Source organism: Sediminicola arcticus (genome assembly GCF_040566695.1).
Classification (GTDB): Bacteria; Bacteroidota; Bacteroidia; order Flavobacteriales; family Flavobacteriaceae; genus Sediminicola; species Sediminicola arcticus.
Genome location: NZ_JBEXAE010000003.1, coordinates 534,859 through 558,600, shown reverse-complemented (window position 1 = coordinate 558,600; position 23,742 = coordinate 534,859). Strand labels below are relative to the sequence as shown.

Here is a 23,742-nt window from a genome sequence, read left to right as displayed (position 1 = left end):
ATTTGTTTCCTAATATTTTAAAGAAAAAACTTGTTTTTTAACACAGTACCTATGAACAGTACGGGAGCGAACTAGCGTTTGCTTTCGGCACTCACATAGCGAAATCTTTTGGTTTTCTTTTTTTCTTTGTCACTCTAAAAAGCAAAATCCAAAAGATTTTGCGGTCTTCATAAAAATACACAAATCCTGCGAATAAGCCGGCTGCCCTCATTGTTTATAGATTGTGTTGTGTGGCGTTTATTTTAATTACCGCTTTACATTTTTTAATATTAAATAAAATAAAAAACCCTGTCAAGAGTCTTGACAGGGTTAAATATAAATCGTTTACTTTAATTAATTTCCTTCGCTTAGGGAGAAACTACCGTCACCATTAAAGTCAGTAACCTGAATATTTACGGTCCATATACCCGAAGTTCCTGATGTTGTAACCCCACCTATAGTATCAGGCTCAGTACCTCCGTCAATGGTACGGTCAAGGACCGTAGCTCCTTCGGAATCCTCAACAATAATTCGAAATGTACCTTGAGCATTAGCAGTTATGTCTGCATTATAGTCTGCTGTATTAAGGTTGTTATTCCAGCTAAAGGAACGAGAGGCAGAACCGCCGCTACCTGTAAAACTTGCATCAATATCTCCGTTAAAATCTGAACGGTCTCCAACTAGCAAAGTACCATTTACAGTTATATTGGCGAACGCGTCATCATCTTTGTTACAGCTAACCATTGAAATAACTGTCATTAAAAGCATAGCATTTTTTAAAAATCTTACATTTTTCATAAATTTTTTATTTAAATTTTATTTTCTTAAAACGGAAAAAATGGGAATAGCTTGTATTAAATATTCTTATCAAATTGATAAGAATATTTAATACATAAGAATATTACGTCTGGAATTAAGATTCTCCGCAAAAGGTCCTTAACAAATTGTGAATATTTGTTTTAAACCTAATTTAAAGAATCACTTAGGTTTTTTAAAATCTTCAGAAAAATAATAAGGATAAAAGAAATGTTCTTTGCGCCTAAATAAAAACTAAAAGCTTAATATTAATGTGGTCTCCTTAAAAGGAACTGACCGTACCTTCATCGTGCCACCATGCAAATGCATAATCTGTTTTGAGAGGCTTAAGCCAATACCTGTTCCCGTATCTTTTGTTGTGAAAAAAGGGACGAATATTTCATCGATTAGATCCTCAGGTATTCCCGGCCCGTTGTCGGAAACCGTGATGTGTTTTTTCCCATCATGTGTGGCTTGGGCGAGGATTGTTATGCTTCCATTCTCAACATTGCCAATAGCTTGAAGTGCATTTTTGGTCAGATTGATCAGAATTTGCGAAATCTGTTTTTCATCTATAAACAGTTCTAAATCTGTTGGTACTGCGACTACTTTAAAATCAATATGTTCGTTCTTGTTTTCTTGATTCATCAATACTTTAACCTTGTCAAGAAGGTGTTGCGCGGAAACAATCGCTTTATCCGGTTTGGGCAAACTCAAAAAGCTTCGATAAGATTGCACGAACTGCATCAGATCGCCTCCTTGTTCTTTGATGACTTGTAAACCCTTAATGGTACTTGAAACATGGTTCTCATTTAGTTTCATGGGAGATTTCCCGTCAGGGGATATGAAGTATTTCAGAATGGATTCCGAAATTGAAGTTATCGGTGTAATCGTATTCATAATCTCATGTGTAAGCACGCGAATCAGTTTTACCCATGAATTAGTTTCCTTTTCATCGAGCTCCTTATGAATGTCGTTTACTACCACCAAAAGCAACCGTTCTTCCTCAATGTTGATTGTTGTACATTTCAAACTTAACTCTCTTTTTCCACGTTCGTTGGCCAGCTGATAAATAGTATTTTCGAAGGGTTCCAATGCTTCAAATAATTGATATAGCTTTTTATCTACCTGATTTAGCTGCTTGACATGATTTAAAGGGTGGTAGTTCAAAAGATTCTGTACCGTGGGGTTTGCGTAAAGAATATGCCCTTTCTGATTGATGGTAAAAATACCGATATCAGCTTGCCTCAATATTTCCTGGTAATATTGTTCCTGTGCCTGCTTTTTTAAATGGATATCTTGGATCATTGAGTTCAGCATGTTCAAGCTATGGTTCAATTCTTCCAAGGATTTCACACTTAATTTTTCAGGAAATCGTAATGTGAAGTCTTCATTTTTAATAGCATCGAAGAAATAGGCGATTTTTCGATTGGTCTGATTGACGAACGAAATCAAACTCGCGGTCTGGACAATTAATAAGAGAATTAATAATGCGCAGATTATATAGCGATTATCAAAATAGCAATATGAAGCTATCGCAGCGGTAATCGTCAGAAAGATGACCCGTATGACTAGTTGAAAATAAATGTTTCTGCTGACCATTTTACGTGTTAAAGTTCAAATTCATCTTCAAATGTATCTGATTTAAATTTTTAATCAAGGATTATCCATAACCGAATAAATGTCAACCTTCACTATTTTTTACATTTATAACGACTATCAACTGACTACCTCCCTGTTTTTTTTAATTTATTATAAAGCGTTTGTCGCGATATACCCAATTGGTCCGCTGCAGCACTATAATTGCCATTGTGCTGAATTAGGGCGTTGTTGATCATCAATAACTCCATTTCTTCGAGCGTATCCGGTCCTGAATCAAGTGAAATTCCCGATTTGACTTCTAAAAGGAAATCGGATGGTTTCAATATATTTTCTTCGGAGAGAATTACCGCTCGTTCTATGGTATGGAGCAATTCCCTGACGTTTCCGGGCCAAGGGTAAGTTGCTAATTTCTCTTGTGCTTGTTGATTGATTCGTAACTCAGGCTTCCCGTATTTGTTCATGAATTTGTTCAGATAAAAATCCGCCAATAGCAGCACATCACCATCTCGCTCCCTTAATGATGGTAATTCTACATGAATGGTGTTTATACGGTACAGGAGATCTTCCCTGAAAAGTCCGTCGGAAACCATTTTTTCCAAATTGCTATTTGTGGCGCAAATAAGTCTAATATCTACCGGGATGGGCTTATTCGAACCGACTCTCACAATGACCCTATTTTGAATTGCTGATAATAACTTCGCTTGAGTCTGAAGGGATAGGTTTCCAATTTCATCCAGAAAAAGCGTACCCCCGTTTGCGGCTTCGAACTTACCTGCACGGTCTTCCTTTGCATCTGTAAAAGATCCTTTGGTATGTCCGAAAAGTTCACTCTCAAAAAGGTTTTCCGAGATGGATCCCATATCAACCGAAATAAAGACCTCTTGGCTCCTAGCGGAAGATTTATGAAGCTCACGAGCGATAAGTTCTTTACCAGTTCCGTTTTCCCCTGTTACCAAAACATTCACATCGGTTTTCGCAACTTTTTGAACAAGGCTTAGCAAGTTTTTTAAAGCTTTGGAATTGCCTATTATGTAATCTTTGTTTTGGTTAATGACCTGCTTTAGATTACTTTCCTTTTGCTTTAGTTGTTGTACTTCTTTTTGCGATTTTCGCAGATCATAGGCCGATTTTATCGTGGTCAATAGTCGCTCGTTGTTCCAAGGCTTAAGAATAAAATCCATTGCACCTTCTTTCAACGCTTTAACAGCAAGATCTATGGCACCATAGGCCGTCATCATGATAACAGAGATATGGGGGGCTTTTTTTCGTATTTCACTCAGCCAATAAAGTCCTTCATTTCCGGTATTCACACCAGCAGAAAAATTCATGTCTAGAAGAATAATATCGATTTCATCAAAGTTGGGAAAAGACGAGATCTGATTCGGGTTCGAAATTGATTGTACACTCTTATACTCAAACTGCAATAGAATTTCAAGCGCACTCAGTACACTTTTGTTGTCGTCAATGACAAGTATTTTTGCGTCGATCATCTTTAAATGTAATATGTGCCTATCATTATTGGAATGTGCACCTTTTACTTATAAAAACAAGCCCTATGCCAATTCGTCTTTGATAAGATATCACTTCCATATTAGGGCTTAGTTTTAATTTCACTAATTTCCAATTCGTAAGCTTTAGTGCTTCCTGATTTTTGGTACAGCCAGTGTTGAATAATTTAAATACAACGATTTCAAAACTACAATAAGAAGTTGGTTTTTTTTAGAAAGTGTCCAATATTTTGACAATGTCTGTACAAGAATTTTACACTTTTTTATAGCGATACTTTTATTAATTACTTAAATATCTGATAATGAGCATTTTGAATTTTTGGCATAAGAGTAGTATACTGTTTAGTACATCAATATCAATATGAATTTAAAAATAAAAATAGCGACCGTTTTCTTTTGCCTTGTTACCGTTTCATTTTTTGGGCAAGAAAAATGGACTTTGAATGAATGCGTGACGTTTGCACTTCAGCATAATTTACAGCTCAATGATTTTAAGTATACCGCCCAATCAGGTAAAGAAACATATCGTCAATCCATTCGCGAATTATTGCCAAGGGTAAATGCGGCAACGGACTATGTGATTAATTTTGGTAGAAGTACAGATCCTTTTACCAATGATGTTGTTACTACCGATTTCTTTTCCAATAGATATACGCTGCAATCTTCGATTGATTTATTTCAAGGTTTTCAAAAACTAAATACCATTAAAGTCTCCAAATTTTTGAACAAAGCGACGCAGGAGGAAGCCTTGCATCAAAAGTACCTTTTGGCATTTCGTGTTATGCAGGCGTTCTACGATATTCAGTTTTTTGAGGGATTAACGGCTATATCTAAAGAACAATTGGCCGTTTCACAGTCCAATTATGATTTGGTAAAAAAGCAGATTGAATTAGGGCTAAAAGCCGGAGCAGATCTGTACGAAGCGGAGTCTCTTTTATTGACAGATAAACTGAACCTGACCCAGAGTGGGAATAACTTGGTAGGGGCTAGATTGAAATTAGCCCAGGAGATGAATTTGGAAGGTGCAACCGATATTGAGATTCAAAACGGATTGCCAGACGCTCTCTATAAATCGGAAAGCACGGTCATGCAATCGGATTCCATTTTTAATGAGACCAAAGAATTCCTTCCTATTTTAAAGGCTTCTGAACTTCGGGTAAAAGCGGCTAAAAAACAAGTGGCAGCTGAGCGCGGGGGGCTTTACCCTAGCTTGTCCCTTTTTGGGGGAATTGGCACCGGTTATTTTGAGACCACACGAGACACTCTGGGTGCTACCGTTCCGTTTCGGGACCAATTCAACGATAACACATTCCAGTATGTAGGGCTCAGTTTGAACATTCCTATTAGCAACGCATGGTCAGCGAGATCTCGTGTCAAACAACAAAAAATCGAATACTCGCGTGCACAGAATAATCTAGATATACAGGAACAAGTCGTATTTCAGGCGATACAAACCTTGGTACAGGAATACAACTCATTACAGGTAGAATACGAACAGAGCACACAAAAAACCAAAGCACAGTACCTAGCTTTTACCATTGCACAAAAACGATATGAGAAAGGACTCATCAACGCATTGGAATTGTTTACTGCCAAAAACCTTTTTGCCAGCGCGCAAAATGAAAATTTACAGGTAAGATTACGATCGGAAATAAATAAAAGCACATTGGATTTCTATAGAGGACTTCCCGTATTTAACATAGAATAAGAAAGAAACAGGATGATAGCGCCAATAGTCAAGACAAAAAACAGTAAGCAATGGCAGCAGGCAGTAAAAGTGAAAATTAAATACTAAGAAAAGGTTGAAATAAAGGCATTCCCCTTTGAAGGCCTTTACTGAGCGCAGTCGAAATAGGCTAGGGGGATGTTTTCGCCAGTAATAGTTAAAAGAAAAACAAAAGATTAAAATGGACATACAATTAGAAAAGAAAAAAGGATTAAGACCAAAACACTATGCTTATATCGGCATTGGTGTAATAGTACTTTTTATAGGGTATCAGTTATTAGTTGGTACTTCGGCTTCAACCTTTCGTACAGAGAAAGACAAACTTTCTATTGGTGAGGTTACTCAAGGCAAGTTTGACGATTATATAACGATTAACGGAAGCGTGGCTCCAATAGCTACCATATATATGGACGCATATGAGGGAGGAAGAGTCAATGAAAAATTAATTGAGGAAGGGGCAATTGTAAAGAATGGGGAGATTATCCTGAAGTTGGAAAATAGCAAGCTGTATGAACAAATATTGGCAAGTGAGAGTAATCTGGCATTAAAACAAAATGACCTACGATCAACTAAATTAACTTTTGATTCTCGTCAAGTAGAAGGAAAAAGATCTTTGGCAACTGCAGAGTATGACCTTCAAAGATTAAGACGAAATTACGATCAGAACCAGGCATTATATGATGATGAGTTAATTTCGAAAGAGACGTATCTATTGTCTAAGGAGAGCTATGAGTTATCTAAAAAGCAATATGATATTATAAAACTACAGACAGAGCAAGATGATGCCCTTCGCATAACCTCTTTAGCTGGTTTGGATACTGACTTAAGCAGAATGCAAAAAACATTAAGCATGGTTTATGAAAGGTTAGACCATTTAAATGTGCGCGCCCCGGCCGATGGGCAGTTAGGATTCTTAGATGCTGAAATTGGTCAGAATATTGGTCAAGGGGAAAGAATTGGCCAAATCAATGTTCTTACAGATTTTAAAATTGAGGCCGAAATAGACGAACACTATATTGATAGGGTAAAGCGCGATTTAAACGCAACCTTTGAGCGAAATGGAGCGGAATACGAATTACGATTACGAAAAGTTTACCCTGAAGTTCGAAGTGGAAGATTCAAAGTTGACCTGGTATTTACAGGAAGCAAACCAGAGAATATCAGGGCCGGTCAAAGCTATAATTTAAAATTGCAATTAGGAGAATCTTCCGATGCGTTGCTATTACCAAAAGGGAGCTTCTTTCAAAGTACGGGCGGCCAGTGGATTTTTGTAGTGAACCCATCAGGTGGAGAGGCATTGAGAAGGGATATTCGAATTGGGAAACAAAATTCAAGATATTATGAGATACTCGATGGGTTAGAGCAAGGAGAGGAAGTGATAACAAGTAGCTATTCAAGTTTTGGAGAAGCAGAAAAAATTGTTTTAAAATAAAAGAATATAAACTGACACATTTTAGATACAATGATGTCTATAATATTAATAAGTAATTCAATCAAAAAATGATAACAATTAAAAATCTGAAAAAAAGTTTTAGAACCGAGGAAGTTGAAACCTTGGCACTGAACAATGTTAACTTAAATGTAGCCGAGGGAGAGTTCGTAGCAATCATGGGACCTTCGGGCTGTGGAAAATCTACACTTTTGAACATTATCGGCATGCTCGATAATCCAACTGAAGGGAGTTACAATTTCGCGGGCAATGAAGTAGGCGGACTAAAGGAGAGTCAACGCACGCAATTGCGAAAAGGTAATCTTGGTTTTGTTTTTCAGAGTTTTAATTTAATTGACGAGCTGACAGTCTATGAGAACGTGGAATTGCCACTTATTTACCTTAAAATGAGTAAGAGTGAACGAAAAGAAAAGGTAATGAAAGTGCTTGAGCGAATGAAAATAGCGCACCGTTCTAAGCATTTCCCGCAGCAATTGTCTGGTGGTCAGCAGCAAAGAGTGGCCATATCAAGGGCTGTAGTCACTAACCCGAAATTGATTCTAGCCGATGAACCTACTGGGAATTTGGATTCAAAAAATGGTATAGAAGTAATGAACCTTTTAACTGAATTGAATCAAGAAGGAACCACTATTGTTATGGTAACACACTCAGATAGAGATTCTCATTATGCACATAGAATAGTCAATTTATTTGATGGTCAAATTGTCACAGAAAGTCAAAACAGGGCAATGGGTGCCGTAGTTTAAAGAGGAAGTTTATTCAGCAATCAATATTCAACTATCATGTTTAAAAATCATTTGAAAATAGCCTGGAGAAGTTTAAAAAAACAACCTTTTATTTCTTTCCTAAATACTTTCGGACTTGCCATAGGAATCGCAGGAGGCTTACTTATTTCATTATACATCCATGATGAATTAAGTTATGATACAATGTTCGCCGATGCTAACCGCATACATAGGGTTCATGCTGACATTAAATTTGGCGGAGAGGATCGAAAGTTTGCTGTGACACCAGCTCCTATGTCTGAAGCTGTTCAAAATGATTTTTCCGAAGTAGAACTAACCATGCGGTTTCGAACGCAAGGTAGTATGTTACTTCGTAAGGCAGATACAGAAGCCAATATAAAAGAATTGCAAACAACTTTTGTAGATTCAACTTTCTTTAAAATGTTTGGGTTAAACCTGTTAGCTGGAGATATAAAAACGGCTTTAAGATCACCCAATACCTTAATATTGACTAAGTCAGCTGCTGAAAAGCATTTCAATGCCAGTGACGCTGTTGGTCAAATTATGATTTTGGATAATGATAATTCTTACACGGTTACAGGGGTAATAAATGACTTTCCGAAAAATTCATTTCTAAGGGATCATACAGTTTTTATGGCCATGTCTGGGTACGAGGATTCAAGGATTGTGAATTGGGGAAGTAATAATTACCAGACGTACATAAAACTTATTCCATCGGCCAATATTGAGGATATACAACAACCATTAAGAGGTTTTTTGAGCAAGTATGTTATACCTGGTGTTCAGCAGTTTATGCCAGGAATTACAGAAGAGCAATTTAAGGCTGCAGGAAATCATTTGATATATAGTACAATGCCCATGACCGATATACATTTAAGATCGGACAGGGTAGCCGAAATAAGCGGAAATAATGATCTCCAGAGTATTTATATACTTTCTTTTATTGCCATATTCCTTTTGGTTTTGGCATGTGTTAATTTTATGAATCTTTCAACTGCACATTCTCTTAAGAGGGCCAAGGAGGTAGGTATTAGAAAGACTTTAGGATCTAATAGAGGCGAGCTTATCAGACAATTTTTGATAGAATCTGGCTTGGTGTCCTTGGCGTCATTAGTGTTGGCTGTTATATTGGCTATCATACTGCTTCCATTATTTAATGATTTGGCAGATAAGGATATTTCAATGCCTTATGAAAATCCATTTTTTTGGCTAACACTACTTGCATCTGGGATTGTCCTTGGGCTCATTTCAGGAGGTTATCCGGCTTTCTTTATGTCAAAATTCATTCCTGTAAAAGTACTTAAAGGGACTAGCAGCAATAGTCTTGGAGGCGGTAATGTTCGAAACGTATTGGTTATTTTTCAATTTACCATTTCAGTATTTTTGATTATTAGTACGTTGGTTGTATATCAACAACTGGATTTCATTCAAAATAAGGACCTTGGCTTTTCCAAAGATCAAGTCTTGATAGTGAACGACGCATTTTCTCTTGACAATAAAGCTACTTCCTTTAAAGAAGAGGTTAAAAAACTGAGCTATGTTAAAAATGCGACCTTGAGCAGCTTCTTTCCCACACCCTCATCTAGATCAGATAGTACTTTTGCACCGGAGGAAGGACTTACCGACCAAGAAAACGCCCTTAGTATGCAAAGATGGGGAGTTGATTTTGATTATGTGTCTACAATGGATTTTGAAATAATTGCGGGCAGGGATTTTGATCGTGATTTCAAGAATGATTCTACCAGTATTATTGTGAATGAGTCTGCGGTATCCGTAATTGGCGTATCACCACAAGAGGCCATTGGGAAACGCTATACTCCCGATGTTAGCGACGAAAACCCAAAGTATTATACAATTATTGGTGTTGTCAGAGACTTTCATTTTTCACCTTTTAGGGCTGAAATAGAATCCTTGAGTCTTCATTTAAGCGACAGGGCATATGCACTTGCGGTTAAATTAGAAACGGGAAATTTTTCAAATGCCATTGCAGGTATCGAAGGGATTTGGAATCAAATAGCACCAGGGCAACCCTTTGATTATTATTTTATGGAAGACGCCTTTAATGACACCTATCAGTCAGAACAACGATTAGGCAGAATCTTTTTCATCTTTACTGCATTGTCTATATTAATTGCTTGCTTAGGGCTATTTGGTTTAGCTGCATTTAACGCGGAAAAGCGTACCAAGGAAATAGGTATAAGAAAGGTAATGGGTGCAAGTGTAAGCCAGATTTCTTATAGACTTTCGGTAGATTTTTTAAAATTGGTGGGTGTTGCAATTTTAGTTTCGCTTCCGCTAGGCTGGTTCGCCATGAATAAATGGCTCGAGGATTTTTCCTACCGCATTGAAATCGGTATTTGGGTTTTTGTGGTGGCGGCATTCCTGGCTGTTGCAATTTCAATATTAACAGTTAGTTATCAGAGTATTAAAGCAGCTATAGCCAATCCTATAAAAAGTCTACGTACAGAATAATCATCTATCAAAAAACAATCAATCATGTTTAAAAACTATATAAAAATCGCTTGGAGAAACCTTATAAAAAATAAGGCCTATTCCACCATAAATATTGGCGGACTGGCATTGGGCATGGCGGTTACGCTAATCATAGGGCTTTGGATGCAAGACGAGTTATCACATAATAGCTATTTCACAAGTAAGGATAAGATTGCGCAGGTATTCCAGTCACAGACTTTTAATGGAGAGACAGGAACAGGGCCTGCCATCCCACGACCTTTGGAAAAGGCGCTAAGAGAAGGTTATGGTGATAATTTCAAGCATTTGATTATGGCCACCTGGACCAACGATCGATACCTTAAATATAAAGAAACCAGCATATCTAGGTCTGGGAACTATATGCAGGAGGCCGCTCCGGAACTATTTAATCTGGAAATTATTAAAGGCGAGAAAGATGGGCTGAGAGAGATAAATTCCATTATGCTTTCTGAATCAACCGCTAAGACGCTTTTTGGCAGTGAAGAACCAATTGGAAAAGTAGTTGTGGTTAATAGCCAATATAATCTAATGGTTTCATCTGTATACAAAGACATTCCGTTTAACAACACTTTCAATGACACAGAATTCATAATTCCATGGGAACAATATCTTACTGCAAATGAGTGGGCTAGAAATGCTGAAGATAATTGGGGAAACAATTCGTATCAGATGTTTGTACAAATTGCTGATAATGCCAATATGGAGCAGGTTAACGCCAAGATCAAGGATGTAAAAAAAACCCTTAACGAAGATTCAGCAGAGTTTAATCCACAGCTCGTTCTGTTCCCCATGAAAGACTGGCACCTTAGAAGTGATTTTGAAAATGGAAAGCAAGTGGGCGGACGTATAAAATACGTATGGTTATTTGGCATCATTGGTGTTTTTATATTGCTTTTGGCCTGTATTAATTTTATGAACCTAAGTACCGCACGTTCCGAAAAAAGAGGGAAGGAAGTTGGTATTCGTAAGTCTATTGGTTCCCAAAGAGGACAGTTGATATATCAATTTTTAAGTGAGTCGTTTCTCGTAGTAATGTTTGCATATGTCCTTGCTATTGTACTTGTGCTTTTATCCATTAACGGATTTAATGATTTAGCCAGAAAAGAGATTGCCTTTCCATGGAGCTTTCCTGCTTTTTGGGCTATTTCATTACTATTTATTCTTATTACAGCATTGATGGCAGGGAGTTATCCTGCCTTATATCTGTCTTCATTTAAACCTGTAGATGTTTTAAAGGGAACTTTTAAAGTTGGAAAATATGCCGGATTGCCCAGAAAGATATTGGTAGTATTACAATTTACCGTTTCTGTGGCTTTTATAATAGGTACAGTCATTGTGATGCAGCAGATTAATTATGCAAAAAACAGACCTGTGGGGTATGATAAACAGGGATTGATTCAAGTTCCGGTTATGAGTCAGGATTTCATAGGAAAATTTGAATTGATGCGAAGTGAGTTTATTGGATCAGGAGCAGTGTCACAAATGTCTGCGTCTAGTGCACCGACAACTGCAGTTTGGTCTAATTATAACGGATATACATGGGAAGGAAAACCAGAGGGATTTCAAGAGGATTTTGCCTGGGCAAATGTATCTCCCGAATTCGCAAGTTCATTGAATCTAAAAATAATGGCAGGGCGCGATTTCTCCAGGGAATTCGCTACCGATTCCAATGCAGTTCTTATCAATGAGACAGCAGTAAAATATATGGGTCTTGCAAATCCGGTAGGCAAATATCTCAAAGATAGTAATGAAGAGGATCCAAATGAGCCATTGAAAATAATAGGTGTTGTGAAGGACATGATAGTACAATCTCCCTATGAACCAGTCAAACAAGCTGTATATGCCTATGATAAAGATGATAATGCCAGTTATTACAATATGAGATTGAACCCCAATCGAAGTGCTGGAGAAAACCTGAAGGTAATAGAGCGGGTGTTCAAAGAGCATTTTCCCAATATTCCATTTCAATATGATTTTGTAGATCAAGAATATGGTAAAAAGTTTGCAGCAGAAGAAAGAATAGGAACCTTATCAGGGATTTTTACGGCCTTGGCAATTCTAATTAGCTGTTTGGGGCTGTTTGGCTTAACCTCCTTTGTAGCAGAACAGCGTACGAAAGAAATAGGCGTTAGAAAAGTTTTGGGCGCTTCGGTTTTCAATGTGTGGAATATGCTATCTAAAGACTTTTTAAAGTTGGTGCTAGTCTCATGTTTTATTGCAGTTCCTATAGCCTATTTCGTAATGAACGGATGGCTTCAGGAATACCCGTATCGTGTTATTCTTAAATGGTGGATTTTTGTTTTGGCCATTGCAGGAGCTATGTTGGTGACCGTTTTAACAGTAAGCTTTCAAGCCATTAAAGCGGCGAGGGCCAACCCGGTGAAAAGTTTGAGAACGGAATAAATCCTATAATACTGTCCCCTCGAGCGCAGTCGAGAGGTCACCTTACCACGTGCCGTTTCGGGGCGTTATTCTCCAATAGTACCTAAAGAGCCTTTAGAGTTATTTACAATTGAAGCTTTTCTGATTTGCACACAGACCATAGTCAATATTAGTTTTGATATCATTTGGAACAAACTTATGTGTATTTGATAAATCTTTATTTTGCAGAATGCATCATTCATAAAGAGGCTCTGCTAAAGGTCATTCATTGTCTTTCCCTTTTCAAAAACAAAAAATCGAATGATAAATTGAACATTAAATCTTTTTTAATCCTCTTTAATTTTAAGCGGGATATTGGTTTGGACGTTATCTTTTAGCAAAAAAACATACATACAGTAAAGAAAAGTCATGTTCTGATAACCCAATAGGTTAACCTCTAAAAATTCTGCAGCATCATTAATTTAAAACCGTAATTTCTCAAAATTCGAAGTAATAATATGGACACACCCATTTTGGTTTGTCTTGTAATCAAAGGCTTGTTTCCAGATCCTCTCTAAATCCTTTGTATTTTTTATTCTAAGACACCAATAGCAAGATTATTTTGCAATATGACCCATCAGCTTTTTGTGCATTTTTTTTTGTTATAAATTAAGTTAATGGGGTTTTGGTTGGTGAATGTTTTATCCTCCTCTTACCATAACGACCAACCACAATAAAGCATTTAAAAACCACTGTATTTTAATTAGTTAGGCTATTTTTTGCTTTGTGAAGGTGAAAGCGAAGGGCTAACCACCACCCGGCACCAAGATGGATTTAACCTCCTTTAGTCTCGGAAGATTTCGCTGTGATATGGGTAAATTAATGCTCCGAAATATAAACCTTATCATAATTCTTGTTTCCCTTAACTGTAATAAGATTATAATCTATAACTTCGAAATAAATGTTTAAAAATATAACTAATAATAGTTATAAAGTAAAAAACCAAATCGCTAAAAAATATCCGCTGGTTATTTGAATAAATAACATTCATTAGTTGCGTTTATTTCCAATAATAGTGGAATAAAATTAACTAGTTCACTTTAGCCGAACGTTAGTGTTAAATTGAATTTAGCAAAAGAATAAAACTTAAAAGTATGAATTTTAAAAAACTCAAGATTCCCTCCATCATTTTATTGCTGATTTTAATAGTCGTAGCAATAATCTACATTCCTACGATTAGAAAGGCCATATTATTTAAGAAAGCAATGGCTTTAGATAATTTGGAACATACATTTATTAATATGGATGAGCATATTCCTACTAAGAAGGTTGATAAGGCTGGTAAACCCTTTGTATTTCCTCGCATAAAGAACATTACACTTCCATCAAATTTTGTTTATAAGGAATCTGAATTTGATACCAAAAAGTATATTGACTCTTCTTACACACAAGGATTACTTTTTATTCAAAATGACACCATTCAATATGAGAGTTACTGGAGAGGACAGCAAGAAGATACAAAACATATTTCTTGGTCAATGGCAAAATCCTATGTTTCTGCTTTATTCGGTATTGCAATTGAAGAAGGCTATATCAAAAACATAGATCAAACTGTGGATGAATATTTACCGGAATTTAAAGGCTCTGGATATGATAATGTTAAAATTAAAGATATCTTACAAATGTCTTCAGGTGTTAAATTTAATGAGGATTACAGTGACCCAAATTCAGATATTAATAGGTACTGGGAAGGTTTTGTGTTTGGAGGGTCTCAAGACGAATTTGCCGCTACTTTAGAAAATGAAAGACCACCAGGTACTTACAATAAATATGTAAGTATAGATACACATGTATTAGGTATGATTATCGTTAAAGCTACAGGTAAAAGCTTAACAGACTATTTGGAAGAAAAAATCTGGAAAACTATTGGCAATGAATATGGTGCGTATTGGCTAGCCGATGAATACGGAATGGAACAAGCTAATGGAGGGCTAAATGCTGCTCTAAGAGATTTTGCTAAATTAGGTAGACTATATCTGAATAAAGGAAATTGGGAGGGTAATCAAATTGTACCTGCAAACTGGATTGACAAATCTATCATTATTACAGAGGAGCATTTAATGCCTCAGAGCGAAAACTCTGCCGACAAAGGTTTTGGTTATGGATATCAGTGGTGGATACCAGAGGGGACAGAAGGAGAATTTATGGCCATTGGTATTTTTAATCAATATATCTATGTCAACCCAACAACAAATACCATTATCGTAAAAAATTCAGCAAACGAAAATTATTATGATGGTACTAATCCATATAGTTCAACATTCGTTCATATCGAATTATTCAGAAAATTAGCTCATATGAACGAATAGAACAGAATATAATACCCGAGAAAGAGACGAAGTTGAAGTTCTTAAATATCAATATAGAAACGACAATTCAGCATTCTTGATTTGTCCTTATAGCTATTAATAATTTTAGGATTTAATTGTAATTTATCTACGTCAATTTTTGATAATAAACCACCAAATAGTAGCAGTTGTAGCGCTCTGCAGTTCCAGGAGCAAAATCTTTGCCCACTAAATTTTCAATTTTGTCATTGTGATTTTGGAACTCCTTTAAAACCATTTTATGATTTTGTGTTTTTCCGGTATAGATATTTCGGATTCATAACCTTAACCTGTATTCCTTGCTCATAAAGGTATATAGCCAAACATTGATGATAACTCCCTGTGGCTTCCATAACACACCAATGAACAGATGATAATCTCTTCTTAAATAAAGTGAAACCCTTCATGTCATTCTTGAACTGAAAATGACCATCCATAGCATCATAGATATCGAAAGTGTCTTTAGAGATATCTATATCAATAAAAATTGTACTTTTATTCATAGTAAGAATTTTTTAAAGAACAAGATTAATGCAATACATCATCCTAGAAACAGGTTCTAAAGACCTAATCGTATTTGATTAGAAAAAGAGCAGGGATTTTCATTGTTGACGGAATCGGAAGTTCCTACGGCTATTATAACCTTAATCTGCTCTTTTGTTCTTTTATTTAACAATTGTAAATTAATAGAATTCAAACTTAGGAAGGCTATAAGTTATAACTGTTTCATATGTTAATTGTAGTACTAATCATCTCCGCCAAATCTACGATTTGACTATTTGAATTGGTTATAGATTTGGCTTGTTTGGTTAGCGAACTGAAACCGCATTAAATCACAATGCAACTCATAATCCAGTCGTTATAGGACTTATGTAATAACAATTATTTATTAATTTCCTGAAACATTTTACTTCAATCACTAGCTATGCTTGAAAAAACTACACATTTACAATTCTCGAAAACCTTTTGCCTTGCGATCTTAGCTTTGCACATGGCATTTCCCATAATGGCTCAGGAAAAACCGGAACTCAAAATTGGCGGTGCATTGCGTTTCAACTATAATATATCCTCCTGGAAAGATGGTCAGAAAAAACGCGGTGGAGATTTTGGATATGATATGTTCAGAATAAATGCCGAAGCTGCTTATAAAGGAATATTTCTTAATGCCGAATACAGATTGTATTCGGAAGGTTTTGGAGGTGGATTCCTAAAGCAAGGTTGGGTAGGTTACAATTTCAATGAACTGAATCAAATTCATATTGGTTTAACTCAGGTTCCTTTTGGAATTCAACAATACAACTCTCACAACTGGTTTTTCAACCTGACTTATTATGTAGGACTTGAAGATGACCATGATATGGGTGTGAAATACTTGCATACAGGAGAAAAATTTGAATATCAACTGGCGATCTTCAAAAATGCGGAAGAATTGAAATTTGGGAACAATACTGAAACTTCTCCAAACCGATATTCTTATGACGTCGTAGGCAGAAATAAAGAAGTAAATCAATTCAACGGAAAATTTATCTACAAATTTGGAAAAGAATCTGCAAGTAGACTGGGTGTTTCTTTGGAATATGGCGGCCTATATAATCTTGACACCGAAGAAATGGGTGATCACAGTGCTTTTGCCGCTCATTACGAAATAACCAAAGGGAAATGGAATGGAAAAGCACAATTTATTACTGCTTTCCATAACCCGGAGAATGCTGAAGGAGAACCTACAGATGTAGTTACGATGGCTGCCTATGGAGCTCCTTATGAAGTTGCTGCCGATTTTAATATGTATTCTTTGGCGATCTCCAGAAATGTTCCCGTAGAATGGGGACCTGTTACAAATTTGCAGTTTTATAATGATTTTGCTTTTATGCAGAAAAAAGCTTCAGGATTTACCGATTCTTATATGAATGTAACCGGAGTTTTAGTCTCTGCCGGAAGTGTATATACGTATATAGATTATGCCGCGGGATACAATCATTCTTGGTTAGGCGGAAATTTCGTAGACGATTTCGCCAAAGGGAATCCGGATGCCAAATGGGAAGCAAGGTTTAACATTAATATCGGCTACTATTTTTAGGGTTTATATATAGGAGGGTTTCACACTCTCAGAGAAATTAAATTACATCAATAAACAACAAGCTTTATGGCTAAGAAGATTATAAGAAGTGATGAGAGAAAATCCATTTTTGGATTAGAAGTGAATGGTCCCGTGTTTTTCACCTCAGCGATCATCATCATCATAATAATAACACTAACCCTGATGTTTAAAGACAGGGCAGAACAATATTTTACTGCAACCCAGGATTTTGTCGCAAACAAGGCGGGTTGGTTTTTTGTATTAAGCGTAAATGTTTTTCTAATATTTATGATTTATCTGGCCTTTAGTCAATTTGGGCAGTTAAGGATTGGAGGACAAAATGCGAAACCCGAATTTAAAACCATGTCCTGGTTCGCGATGCTATTTAGTGCGGGAATGGGAATTGGATTGTTGTTTTGGAGTATTTCAGAACCAATTTATCATTTTCTGAGTCCCCCAATGGCAGAAGGCGGAACTGCCGAAGCAGCCAAGGAAGCTATGAAATTTACCTTCTTACACTGGGGTTTTCACGCTTGGGCAGTTTATGCATTGGTAGGATTATCCCTGGCGTATTTCACTTATTCCCGCGGACTTCCACTTACCATCAGATCGATCTTTTATCCTTTTTTAGGAGATAAAATATACGGAAAAATTGGAGATGCCATAGATATCTTCGCTGTCCTTGCCACTTTATTTGGTCTTGCCACTTCTTTAGGAATGGGCGTTCAACAAATTGCAGCAGGATTAAATCACCTCTTTGGAATAGATAGCGGTGTACAAACTCAAATTTTTTTAATTGCCGGAATAACCGCAATTGCTACCGTTTCAGTTGTTTTGGGAGTAGATAAAGGAGTAAGGGTTTTGAGTGAATGGAATATGAGAATAGCGGTGTTTTTTCTTCTTATAGTGTTGATATTAGGACCAACGATCTTTATTTTTAAATCCTTCGTGCAAAATACAGGGAATTATTTATCCGGTTTTCTTCAAGTTTCAACCTGGACAGAAAGTTACACCGGTTCCAATTGGCAAAATGCCTGGACAGTTTTTTACTGGGGATGGTGGATTGCTTGGTCACCTTTTGTAGGAATGTTTATTGCCCGTATTTCCAAAGGGCGCACATTGCGTGAGTTTATTTTGGGAGTTTTATTAGTACCTTCCATTGTAACTTTTTTCTGGATCTCAGCTTTTGGAAGCACAGCGGTACATCTGGCACTTCTTGGAGACGATACTATTGTAAATGCCGTGAATGATAATGTTGCCACTGCCCTGTTTGTGTTTTTGGAAGATTATCCTTTAGCATTTATTCTTAACATTATTGCCATAATTTTAATTGCAGGATTCTTTGTTACCTCTTCAGATTCCGGATCTTTGGTGGTAGATAATTTAACCTCTGGAGGTAAAATAGATGCGCCTGTAGGCCAAAGAATCTTTTGGGCCATTGTTGAAGGTAGTGTTGCTGCTGTTCTTTTAATAGGCGGCGGATTACAGGCACTTCAAACAGCCACTATAGTAACAGGGTTGCCCTTTGCCGTGATTTTAATAATTATGTGCTTTTCACTTTACAAAGGTTTAAGTGAAGACCTGAAGAAACTAAAGAACCGGAAATCCCAAAAAGAACTTGAAAATTACGAGGAAATTGTTTCTGCCATCGTTAAAAAACGAAATATTGATCAGCAAAACAACATTAAATAATTCTAATAATGACTGAAATAAAAAACATCCTAGTCGCCTTAGACCTTTCAGATATTGATAGCACCTTAATTGAGTATGCATCATTTATTGCAGAAACCCTAAAGGTTAAAAAAGTGTACTTTGTCCATAATATCAAAAAATATGAGATCTCAGAATTATTTGAAGAACAGTTAAGGGATCTTAACCTTGACGATATAATTGGGGATGAGTTAAATGAAAAGGTAGAAGAAAAATTCACATCTTCAGCAGAATGGGAAGTGCTTATTTCAGAAGATCCTTATACTGAATCCCTCATCAATTATATTGTCAACAAATATGAGATTCAGCTCGCTTTAATCGGAAATAAAAACAAGTCAAATGGTACCGGAGTCGTTAGCGGAAAATTACTACGTATGCTTAAATGCAATATTTTATCTATCCCTAAAAATGCGAAACCGATTATTACCAATATTTGGGCGGGAACAGATTTCTCTAGTGCCTCCAAAAAGGTTTTTGAAGTTGCTGAAAATTTACAGAGAACCACAGCGGCTAAAGTAAAAGCGGTGCATGTATACAATGTACCGGTTCAATTCTCTCCTTACATTCCAAAAGAACATCTCGATCTGAAGATAGAAGCTCATTTAAAGGAAAAATATGAGAAATTCATAAAAAAGCTTGGATACAAAGGCGAATTAGCCACTGAAATTATTCCGGGAAGAGATAGCGGGGTTGCAGATAGACTGCGTACCAAAGCCCAAACTTCCAAGGTAGACCTCATTATTGTTGCAGACAAAGGTAGAAATACCTTCTCATCCTTACTTGTGGGAAGCGTTACCGAGGAGCTTTTTAATCAGGATATGGAAGTGCCTTTATGGATCGTAAAGTAGAAATCTGAAAAATATTGCGTTGAGAATTCAGAAACTTTAGGACTAAAACCGAAAAGAAGAAATAAAAAATATATAAAAAGGTTGGTGGAATTGACAAAATACTTTGCAAAAAGGAAAAATTAATTTTTGGAACAAGAGATACTACTTACGTAAACTATAGAATAAAATTAAAATTGACTCTGTTACAGGTTTAATAAGAAGACGCGTAATTAAATATGAAGAAAAAATAATAGAATATAAAAACTAATGCTAACAAAGAACTGAGCTAAAAATCAAATAAATTCAGCTTATTCTACCGACATAATTTCTATCATAATTTAATCCTGATTTGGATATTCCATAAGCTTGTTTTATAAGTTTATTACAAACCGCGATCAAAGCTAGTTTTTTGCTTTTCCCTTTTATAACTATTCTATCGAATAGTGCCTTGCATTGAGGATTATGAATACAGGTTGTAAAACTGCATAGAAATAGATGATTTCGAAGCAAGGGATCACCTATTTTGCTAATTCGGGATTTACCCCGTGTGCTGCTGCCCGAGCTTCTTTCGTTAGGTGCCAATCCAAAAAATGAGCATACCTGAGCTGCACTCTCAAAATCGCGAAAACCGTTGTTATATACAATTAAAATCATAGCTGTTTTCTTTCCTATTCCAGGTATGGTATTCAACCGTGAATACAGGTCTTGTTCATTTGCCCTTACCAATTCTTCCATTGATGATCAAGACACTCTCCAACCTTTCATGTTTTTTATATTAAAATGTGCTGCATTGGTGTTTCCATTTGAAACTACTCACCGAATTCAGTCCTTTTTATTTGATATTATATGCATTTATTTGGTATCGGAGAAAATGAAAAAAGCCTGTGAAAATATAATTCACAGGCTTTTGATAACAATTGACACCAAATAGCATCAAATTTAAGCGGAGAAAGAGGCTCCATAATTTTCAATTTAAGTAACTGATAATTAATATATTGTGATTTTTATTAGTGAAATACGCACCGAATTACGCACCGAATGGATCTCTTTACTGTTTTTCCAATATCTCCATCAGCTGATAATTGAGATATAATTTTTCCTTACCCACTTTTACAGATTTTAGGAATCCTTCCCTTTCAAGATCCCTTAAATAGTTCCCTACGGTTTTTGGGGTTCCTAGATTCCCGTTAATTAAATGTTGTCTCTTTATATAGGGTAATCGGAATAGTATTTCTATCAGCTCCTTGGAATATGCTTTAGGCAACTTGTTTTTTACTTCCTCGGTCATGTTATCCATGAGATCGATAATATTTCCAAGACTAAGAAGGCCTTTTATTGCAGTGGTTTCTATCATGTCCAACATAAACAATATCCATCCTTCCCATTCCTCTCTTTCTGTAACCAGTCTCAATTTCGCATAATATGCCGCTTTATTATGGATGATATAATCGCTTAGATAGATAGCAGGGACATCCAATAGTTTTTCCAACTTGAGATATAACAACAATAGAATCCTACCTGTTCTACCGTTTCCATCTGCAAAGGGATGGATGGCTTCAAATTGATAGTGCATTAAGGCCATTTTTATCAACGGATCCAGAGGACTTGGTCCGTTCACAAATGTTTCAAGGTTGGACATTTTATCCCTTATAATGGATTCGCCGGAAGGGGGTGTGTAAATTGTTTCTCCTTTGTTAGTGGATAATGTAGTACCTGGTGTTGTTCTTATTCCAGAAGTGTTTTGTTTGATTCTCTGGACGATCTCAATACATAAATTTGTGGTTATAAAGGGCTTTTTTTCCAAGTGTTCCAATCCATGCCATAGTGCTTCTTTATAGCTTATAACTTCTTTGGCTGCCGGGTTATCAAATTTTTTATCGGCTACTATGGCTTGGTATAGGTCATCATTGGTTGTTATGATATTTTCAATTTCTGAACTTGCTTTTGCTTCTTGTAAATGAATGGTGTCTAAAAATAACTGAGGGTTCGGTAAATTTGTGATTGCTCCGTTCAACTTAGACAAGGCCCTACTAGCTGTAATGGTTTTTCGCAAAATGGTCGTGGTTTCAATATCTCCGATAGGAGGGAGCAATGGTAAATCGTTATATGGTTTTTCTTTGTCGAACATGGCTACTTGATGAGGGTTAAATTTACACTCGTTTTAAGTATGAGGGTAAATATATAAATAAATTACCCTTATTTTTTAAATAAAGGTAAATATTTGCATAAATTACTCTCGTTTATATAATAAGGGTAAATAGTACATTGGTTCAGATATGTTCTATGTTAATATAATTCTAGTACTAAAATACATCTCTCGGCTTTTTTATAAATTACTGTAAATTATTTCACTACTTAAATACTCATGGTATGGAGAATAAAATTTCAGTAAAACAGATACTCATTGATCTGCTTTCTATTAGGGAACAGGTATTTAAAAAGTATGGGGGCAACGATGAATATAAAGATCTTTTGGATTTTTTAATGGCCAAGGATTATTACAATGATGATGACCTGCCATTCCCGACCTTGAAGCAGATCGAGGAGGCAACTGGTCTTGGGACCTATCGAACCAGAAGGCAATTGGAAACCATTTACCTGGAATTATTTGATGGGTTTTTAGACTTTAAAAACGTGGTCATTAACTTTAATGTAGAATACTTCAAAACCTATGGATATTTTAAATGTTCCAACTTAACTTATATTCCTAGAATTGGCGAGAATATCCGGTTGCCATTCTTTACGGCTAAAATGGGGACCGATTTCTTTTATGTCACTGATATCAGGCATACCTTCGAAGGAAATACGCAGCACATTGAAATAATTCTAAAAGGAGGGTTTTATAATGCTTATTGGCACTATAGAAAGCATAAGGCCTTAGAAATGGGAGAAATAGGCTTGGGCGAACAATATAATTTATATGAACACCAAATGAAGCGAAGGCTTGGATTAAAGGGGAAACAGTAAGTAGCTTAAGTCGCTGTTTAAAAATAAGACACCTAGATGTGAGAACACAGCTCCACAACCTAACATTTTATTTCCCTTAAAATGTGCTGTTTTGGAGTTTCAAGGTGAAGCTACTCACCGAATAGAGCACTTCTTGATAAATTGAGCATTAAATCTTCTTTAATCCTCTTTAATTTTAAGCTGGATATTGGTTAGGACGTTATCTATTTACAAACATAGATACAGTAAAGAAAAGTCATGTTCTGATAACCCAATAGGTTCACGAATAATTCTATTAAAAAAGGAGTTTGAAACTGCTCTTCCTTAGAATTACGTATGTTTTCATGAGTAATTTAATTTAGGAAATAATTTGAATACGTTTTATAGACTTAGGATCTGGTGCCACGAGGTTTAATAGTTCGAGTCTCTCCGCATGTACTAAAAGGAAAAGCCGACTCTTAGGAGTTGGCTTTTTTGTTGTGGGGTAACATATTTCGTGATTTATTGATAAAGGGTTTAATGCAATCCTTTCTATTGATTAAAAATTATTCACCAATTACCGCTCGTGGCTATAATTACATTTAAAAAACTCAAAGCGCTTAGGATTTTAAAAATTTTCATAAAAGATATATATAACATATGTTATATATATCCTATATTGAGATGTATAATGAACATATGTTCATTATACAATTGTTGTAAGTAATTTGACGAAAATCGTGACAAAAAGAAGAAATTAACAACTAACAGATAAATTTAAATAATGAAAAAAATAATTTTAGTGCTAATCGGAATTTTAATAATAAGCTGTTCAAAGGAATCCGAAACAAAATATTCAACCGACTCTGAGAAAGTGTTCTTAATAATTACGGAAAATACTACCGAAATTGAATTAGCGAAAATCGCATCTGAATTTAAAGCAGAAAGGAACATAACTGTTGACTTTTCAAAAACCGAATTTTCCGAAAATGGAAAAATCAAAAACTTGAATTTGGAAGTAGATTGTAACGATGGTTTTAAAGGAATAGCAAAAAGTTCGGGAGTGATTTTAAAAGCTAAAAATTCTGGTTTTTCAAGAGATTATTCTGAAAATTCTAAAGTTCCATTTGTGATTGGAGCAATGTAATTTGAATAA

At 35.9% G+C, this 23,742-nt stretch carries 18 protein-coding genes; 11 read left to right on the top strand and 7 right to left on the bottom strand.

The window, feature by feature from the left end; genetic code table 11:
- Nucleotides 1-333: 333 nt before the first annotated feature.
- The 3 genes from ABXZ36_RS09210 to ABXZ36_RS09200 all read right to left on the bottom strand — a co-directional run bounded on the left by ABXZ36_RS09210 (nucleotide 334) and on the right by ABXZ36_RS09200 (nucleotide 3,866).
- Nucleotides 334-777 (bottom strand): hypothetical protein, encoded by a 444-nt coding sequence (locus ABXZ36_RS09210; protein ID WP_354615217.1) that lies wholly within the window; start codon nucleotides 775-777, stop codon nucleotides 334-336.
- A gap of 252 nt (nucleotides 778-1,029) precedes the next feature.
- Nucleotides 1,030-2,229, bottom strand: a complete 1,200-nt coding sequence (locus ABXZ36_RS09205; protein WP_354615216.1) for a sensor histidine kinase — start codon at nucleotides 2,227-2,229, stop codon at nucleotides 1,030-1,032.
- Between the two features lie 272 nt (nucleotides 2,230-2,501).
- Nucleotides 2,502-3,866, bottom strand: a complete 1,365-nt coding sequence (locus ABXZ36_RS09200) for a sigma-54-dependent transcriptional regulator (protein WP_354615215.1) — start codon at nucleotides 3,864-3,866, stop codon at nucleotides 2,502-2,504.
- Nucleotides 3,867-4,245: 379 nt separating this feature from the next.
- Here ABXZ36_RS09200 and ABXZ36_RS09195 point away from each other — a divergent pair, with 379 nt between their 5' ends.
- The 6 genes from ABXZ36_RS09195 to ABXZ36_RS09170 all read left to right on the top strand — a co-directional run bounded on the left by ABXZ36_RS09195 (nucleotide 4,246) and on the right by ABXZ36_RS09170 (nucleotide 15,029).
- Nucleotides 4,246-5,592: a TolC family protein gene (locus ABXZ36_RS09195; RefSeq protein ID WP_354615214.1), complete on the top strand. Its 1,347-nt coding sequence runs from the start codon at nucleotides 4,246-4,248 to the stop codon at nucleotides 5,590-5,592.
- Between the two features lie 199 nt (nucleotides 5,593-5,791).
- Nucleotides 5,792-7,042 (top strand): efflux RND transporter periplasmic adaptor subunit, encoded by a 1,251-nt coding sequence (locus ABXZ36_RS09190; RefSeq protein ID WP_354615213.1) that lies wholly within the window; start codon nucleotides 5,792-5,794, stop codon nucleotides 7,040-7,042.
- 68 nt (nucleotides 7,043-7,110) lie between these two features.
- On the top strand, nucleotides 7,111-7,806 hold the full coding sequence (locus ABXZ36_RS09185) for an ABC transporter ATP-binding protein (RefSeq protein ID WP_354615212.1): 696 nt from the start codon (nucleotides 7,111-7,113) through the stop codon (nucleotides 7,804-7,806).
- Nucleotides 7,807-7,842: 36 nt separating this feature from the next.
- Nucleotides 7,843-10,278: an ABC transporter permease gene (locus ABXZ36_RS09180; RefSeq protein ID WP_354615211.1), complete on the top strand. Its 2,436-nt coding sequence runs from the start codon at nucleotides 7,843-7,845 to the stop codon at nucleotides 10,276-10,278.
- Nucleotides 10,279-10,302: 24 nt separating this feature from the next.
- Complete coding sequence (locus ABXZ36_RS09175; RefSeq protein WP_354615210.1) at nucleotides 10,303-12,702, top strand: ABC transporter permease; 2,400 nt, start codon at nucleotides 10,303-10,305, stop codon at nucleotides 12,700-12,702.
- 1,112 nt (nucleotides 12,703-13,814) lie between these two features.
- Nucleotides 13,815-15,029 carry a serine hydrolase domain-containing protein gene (locus ABXZ36_RS09170; RefSeq protein ID WP_354615209.1) on the top strand — a complete coding sequence of 405 codons (1,215 nt, stop codon included), beginning with the start codon at nucleotides 13,815-13,817 and terminating at the stop codon, nucleotides 15,027-15,029.
- 127 nt (nucleotides 15,030-15,156) lie between these two features.
- Here ABXZ36_RS09170 and ABXZ36_RS09165 read toward each other — a convergent pair whose 3' ends face one another.
- Both ABXZ36_RS09165 and ABXZ36_RS09160 read right to left on the bottom strand, forming a co-directional pair.
- Entirely contained in the window at nucleotides 15,157-15,285 is a 129-nt protein-coding gene (locus ABXZ36_RS09165) for a hypothetical protein (RefSeq protein WP_354615208.1), read from the bottom strand.
- Between the two features lies 1 nt (nucleotide 15,286).
- Complete coding sequence (locus tag ABXZ36_RS09160) at nucleotides 15,287-15,550, bottom strand: hypothetical protein (RefSeq protein WP_354615207.1); 264 nt, start codon at nucleotides 15,548-15,550, stop codon at nucleotides 15,287-15,289.
- 488 nt (nucleotides 15,551-16,038) lie between these two features.
- On the opposite strand from ABXZ36_RS09160, the gene ABXZ36_RS09155 reads away from it, so the two are divergent.
- The 3 genes from ABXZ36_RS09155 (at nucleotide 16,039) to ABXZ36_RS09145 (ending at nucleotide 19,682) form a co-directional block, all read left to right on the top strand.
- Complete coding sequence (locus tag ABXZ36_RS09155) at nucleotides 16,039-17,124, top strand: hypothetical protein (protein WP_354615206.1); 1,086 nt, start codon at nucleotides 16,039-16,041, stop codon at nucleotides 17,122-17,124.
- 66 nt (nucleotides 17,125-17,190) lie between these two features.
- A complete protein-coding gene (locus tag ABXZ36_RS09150) occupies nucleotides 17,191-18,816 on the top strand; it encodes a BCCT family transporter (RefSeq protein ID WP_354615205.1) in 1,626 nt (541 codons plus the stop codon).
- Nucleotides 18,817-18,824: 8 nt separating this feature from the next.
- Complete coding sequence (locus ABXZ36_RS09145) at nucleotides 18,825-19,682, top strand: universal stress protein (protein ID WP_354615204.1); 858 nt, start codon at nucleotides 18,825-18,827, stop codon at nucleotides 19,680-19,682.
- A gap of 282 nt (nucleotides 19,683-19,964) precedes the next feature.
- Here ABXZ36_RS09145 and ABXZ36_RS09140 read toward each other — a convergent pair whose 3' ends face one another.
- Nucleotides 19,965-20,396 carry a transposase gene (locus tag ABXZ36_RS09140; RefSeq protein WP_354615203.1) on the bottom strand — a complete coding sequence of 144 codons (432 nt, stop codon included), beginning with the start codon at nucleotides 20,394-20,396 and terminating at the stop codon, nucleotides 19,965-19,967.
- A gap of 313 nt (nucleotides 20,397-20,709) precedes the next feature.
- Nucleotides 20,710-21,789: a Fic family protein gene (locus ABXZ36_RS09135; protein WP_354615202.1), complete on the bottom strand. Its 1,080-nt coding sequence runs from the start codon at nucleotides 21,787-21,789 to the stop codon at nucleotides 20,710-20,712.
- A gap of 242 nt (nucleotides 21,790-22,031) precedes the next feature.
- Between ABXZ36_RS09135 and ABXZ36_RS09130 the strand changes: the two genes are divergently transcribed.
- Nucleotides 22,032-22,628: a hypothetical protein gene (locus ABXZ36_RS09130; RefSeq protein WP_354615201.1), complete on the top strand. Its 597-nt coding sequence runs from the start codon at nucleotides 22,032-22,034 to the stop codon at nucleotides 22,626-22,628.
- 742 nt (nucleotides 22,629-23,370) lie between these two features.
- Nucleotides 23,371-23,733, top strand: a complete 363-nt coding sequence (locus ABXZ36_RS09125) for a hypothetical protein (protein ID WP_354615200.1) — start codon at nucleotides 23,371-23,373, stop codon at nucleotides 23,731-23,733.
- Nucleotides 23,734-23,742: the final 9 nt, after the last annotated feature.

Bases quoted from the DNA above. Each gene is read 5' to 3' on its own strand.
- ABXZ36_RS09145 (WP_354615204.1), top strand. From the start codon at position 18,825: ATGACTGAAATAAAAAACATCCTAGTCGCCTTAGACCTTTCAGATATT.
- ABXZ36_RS09150 (WP_354615205.1), top strand. From the start codon at position 17,191: ATGGCTAAGAAGATTATAAGAAGTGATGAGAGAAAATCCATTTTTGGA.
- ABXZ36_RS09135 (WP_354615202.1), bottom strand. From the start codon at position 21,789: ATGTTCGACAAAGAAAAACCATATAACGATTTACCATTGCTCCCTCCT.
- ABXZ36_RS09125 (WP_354615200.1), top strand. From the start codon at position 23,371: ATGAAAAAAATAATTTTAGTGCTAATCGGAATTTTAATAATAAGCTGT.
- ABXZ36_RS09180 (WP_354615211.1), top strand. From the start codon at position 7,843: ATGTTTAAAAATCATTTGAAAATAGCCTGGAGAAGTTTAAAAAAACAA.
- ABXZ36_RS09200 (WP_354615215.1), bottom strand. From the start codon at position 3,866: ATGATCGACGCAAAAATACTTGTCATTGACGACAACAAAAGTGTACTG.
- ABXZ36_RS09190 (WP_354615213.1), top strand. From the start codon at position 5,792: ATGGACATACAATTAGAAAAGAAAAAAGGATTAAGACCAAAACACTAT.
- ABXZ36_RS09155 (WP_354615206.1), top strand. From the start codon at position 16,039: ATGGCATTTCCCATAATGGCTCAGGAAAAACCGGAACTCAAAATTGGC.
- ABXZ36_RS09160 (WP_354615207.1), bottom strand. From the start codon at position 15,550: ATGAATAAAAGTACAATTTTTATTGATATAGATATCTCTAAAGACACT.
- ABXZ36_RS09140 (WP_354615203.1), bottom strand. From the start codon at position 20,396: ATGGAAGAATTGGTAAGGGCAAATGAACAAGACCTGTATTCACGGTTG.
- ABXZ36_RS09185 (WP_354615212.1), top strand. From the start codon at position 7,111: ATGATAACAATTAAAAATCTGAAAAAAAGTTTTAGAACCGAGGAAGTT.
- ABXZ36_RS09130 (WP_354615201.1), top strand. From the start codon at position 22,032: ATGGAGAATAAAATTTCAGTAAAACAGATACTCATTGATCTGCTTTCT.
- ABXZ36_RS09195 (WP_354615214.1), top strand. From the start codon at position 4,246: ATGAATTTAAAAATAAAAATAGCGACCGTTTTCTTTTGCCTTGTTACC.
- ABXZ36_RS09170 (WP_354615209.1), top strand. From the start codon at position 13,815: ATGAATTTTAAAAAACTCAAGATTCCCTCCATCATTTTATTGCTGATT.
- ABXZ36_RS09165 (WP_354615208.1), bottom strand. From the start codon at position 15,285: ATGGTTTTAAAGGAGTTCCAAAATCACAATGACAAAATTGAAAATTTA.
- ABXZ36_RS09210 (WP_354615217.1), bottom strand. From the start codon at position 777: ATGAAAAATGTAAGATTTTTAAAAAATGCTATGCTTTTAATGACAGTT.
- ABXZ36_RS09175 (WP_354615210.1), top strand. From the start codon at position 10,303: ATGTTTAAAAACTATATAAAAATCGCTTGGAGAAACCTTATAAAAAAT.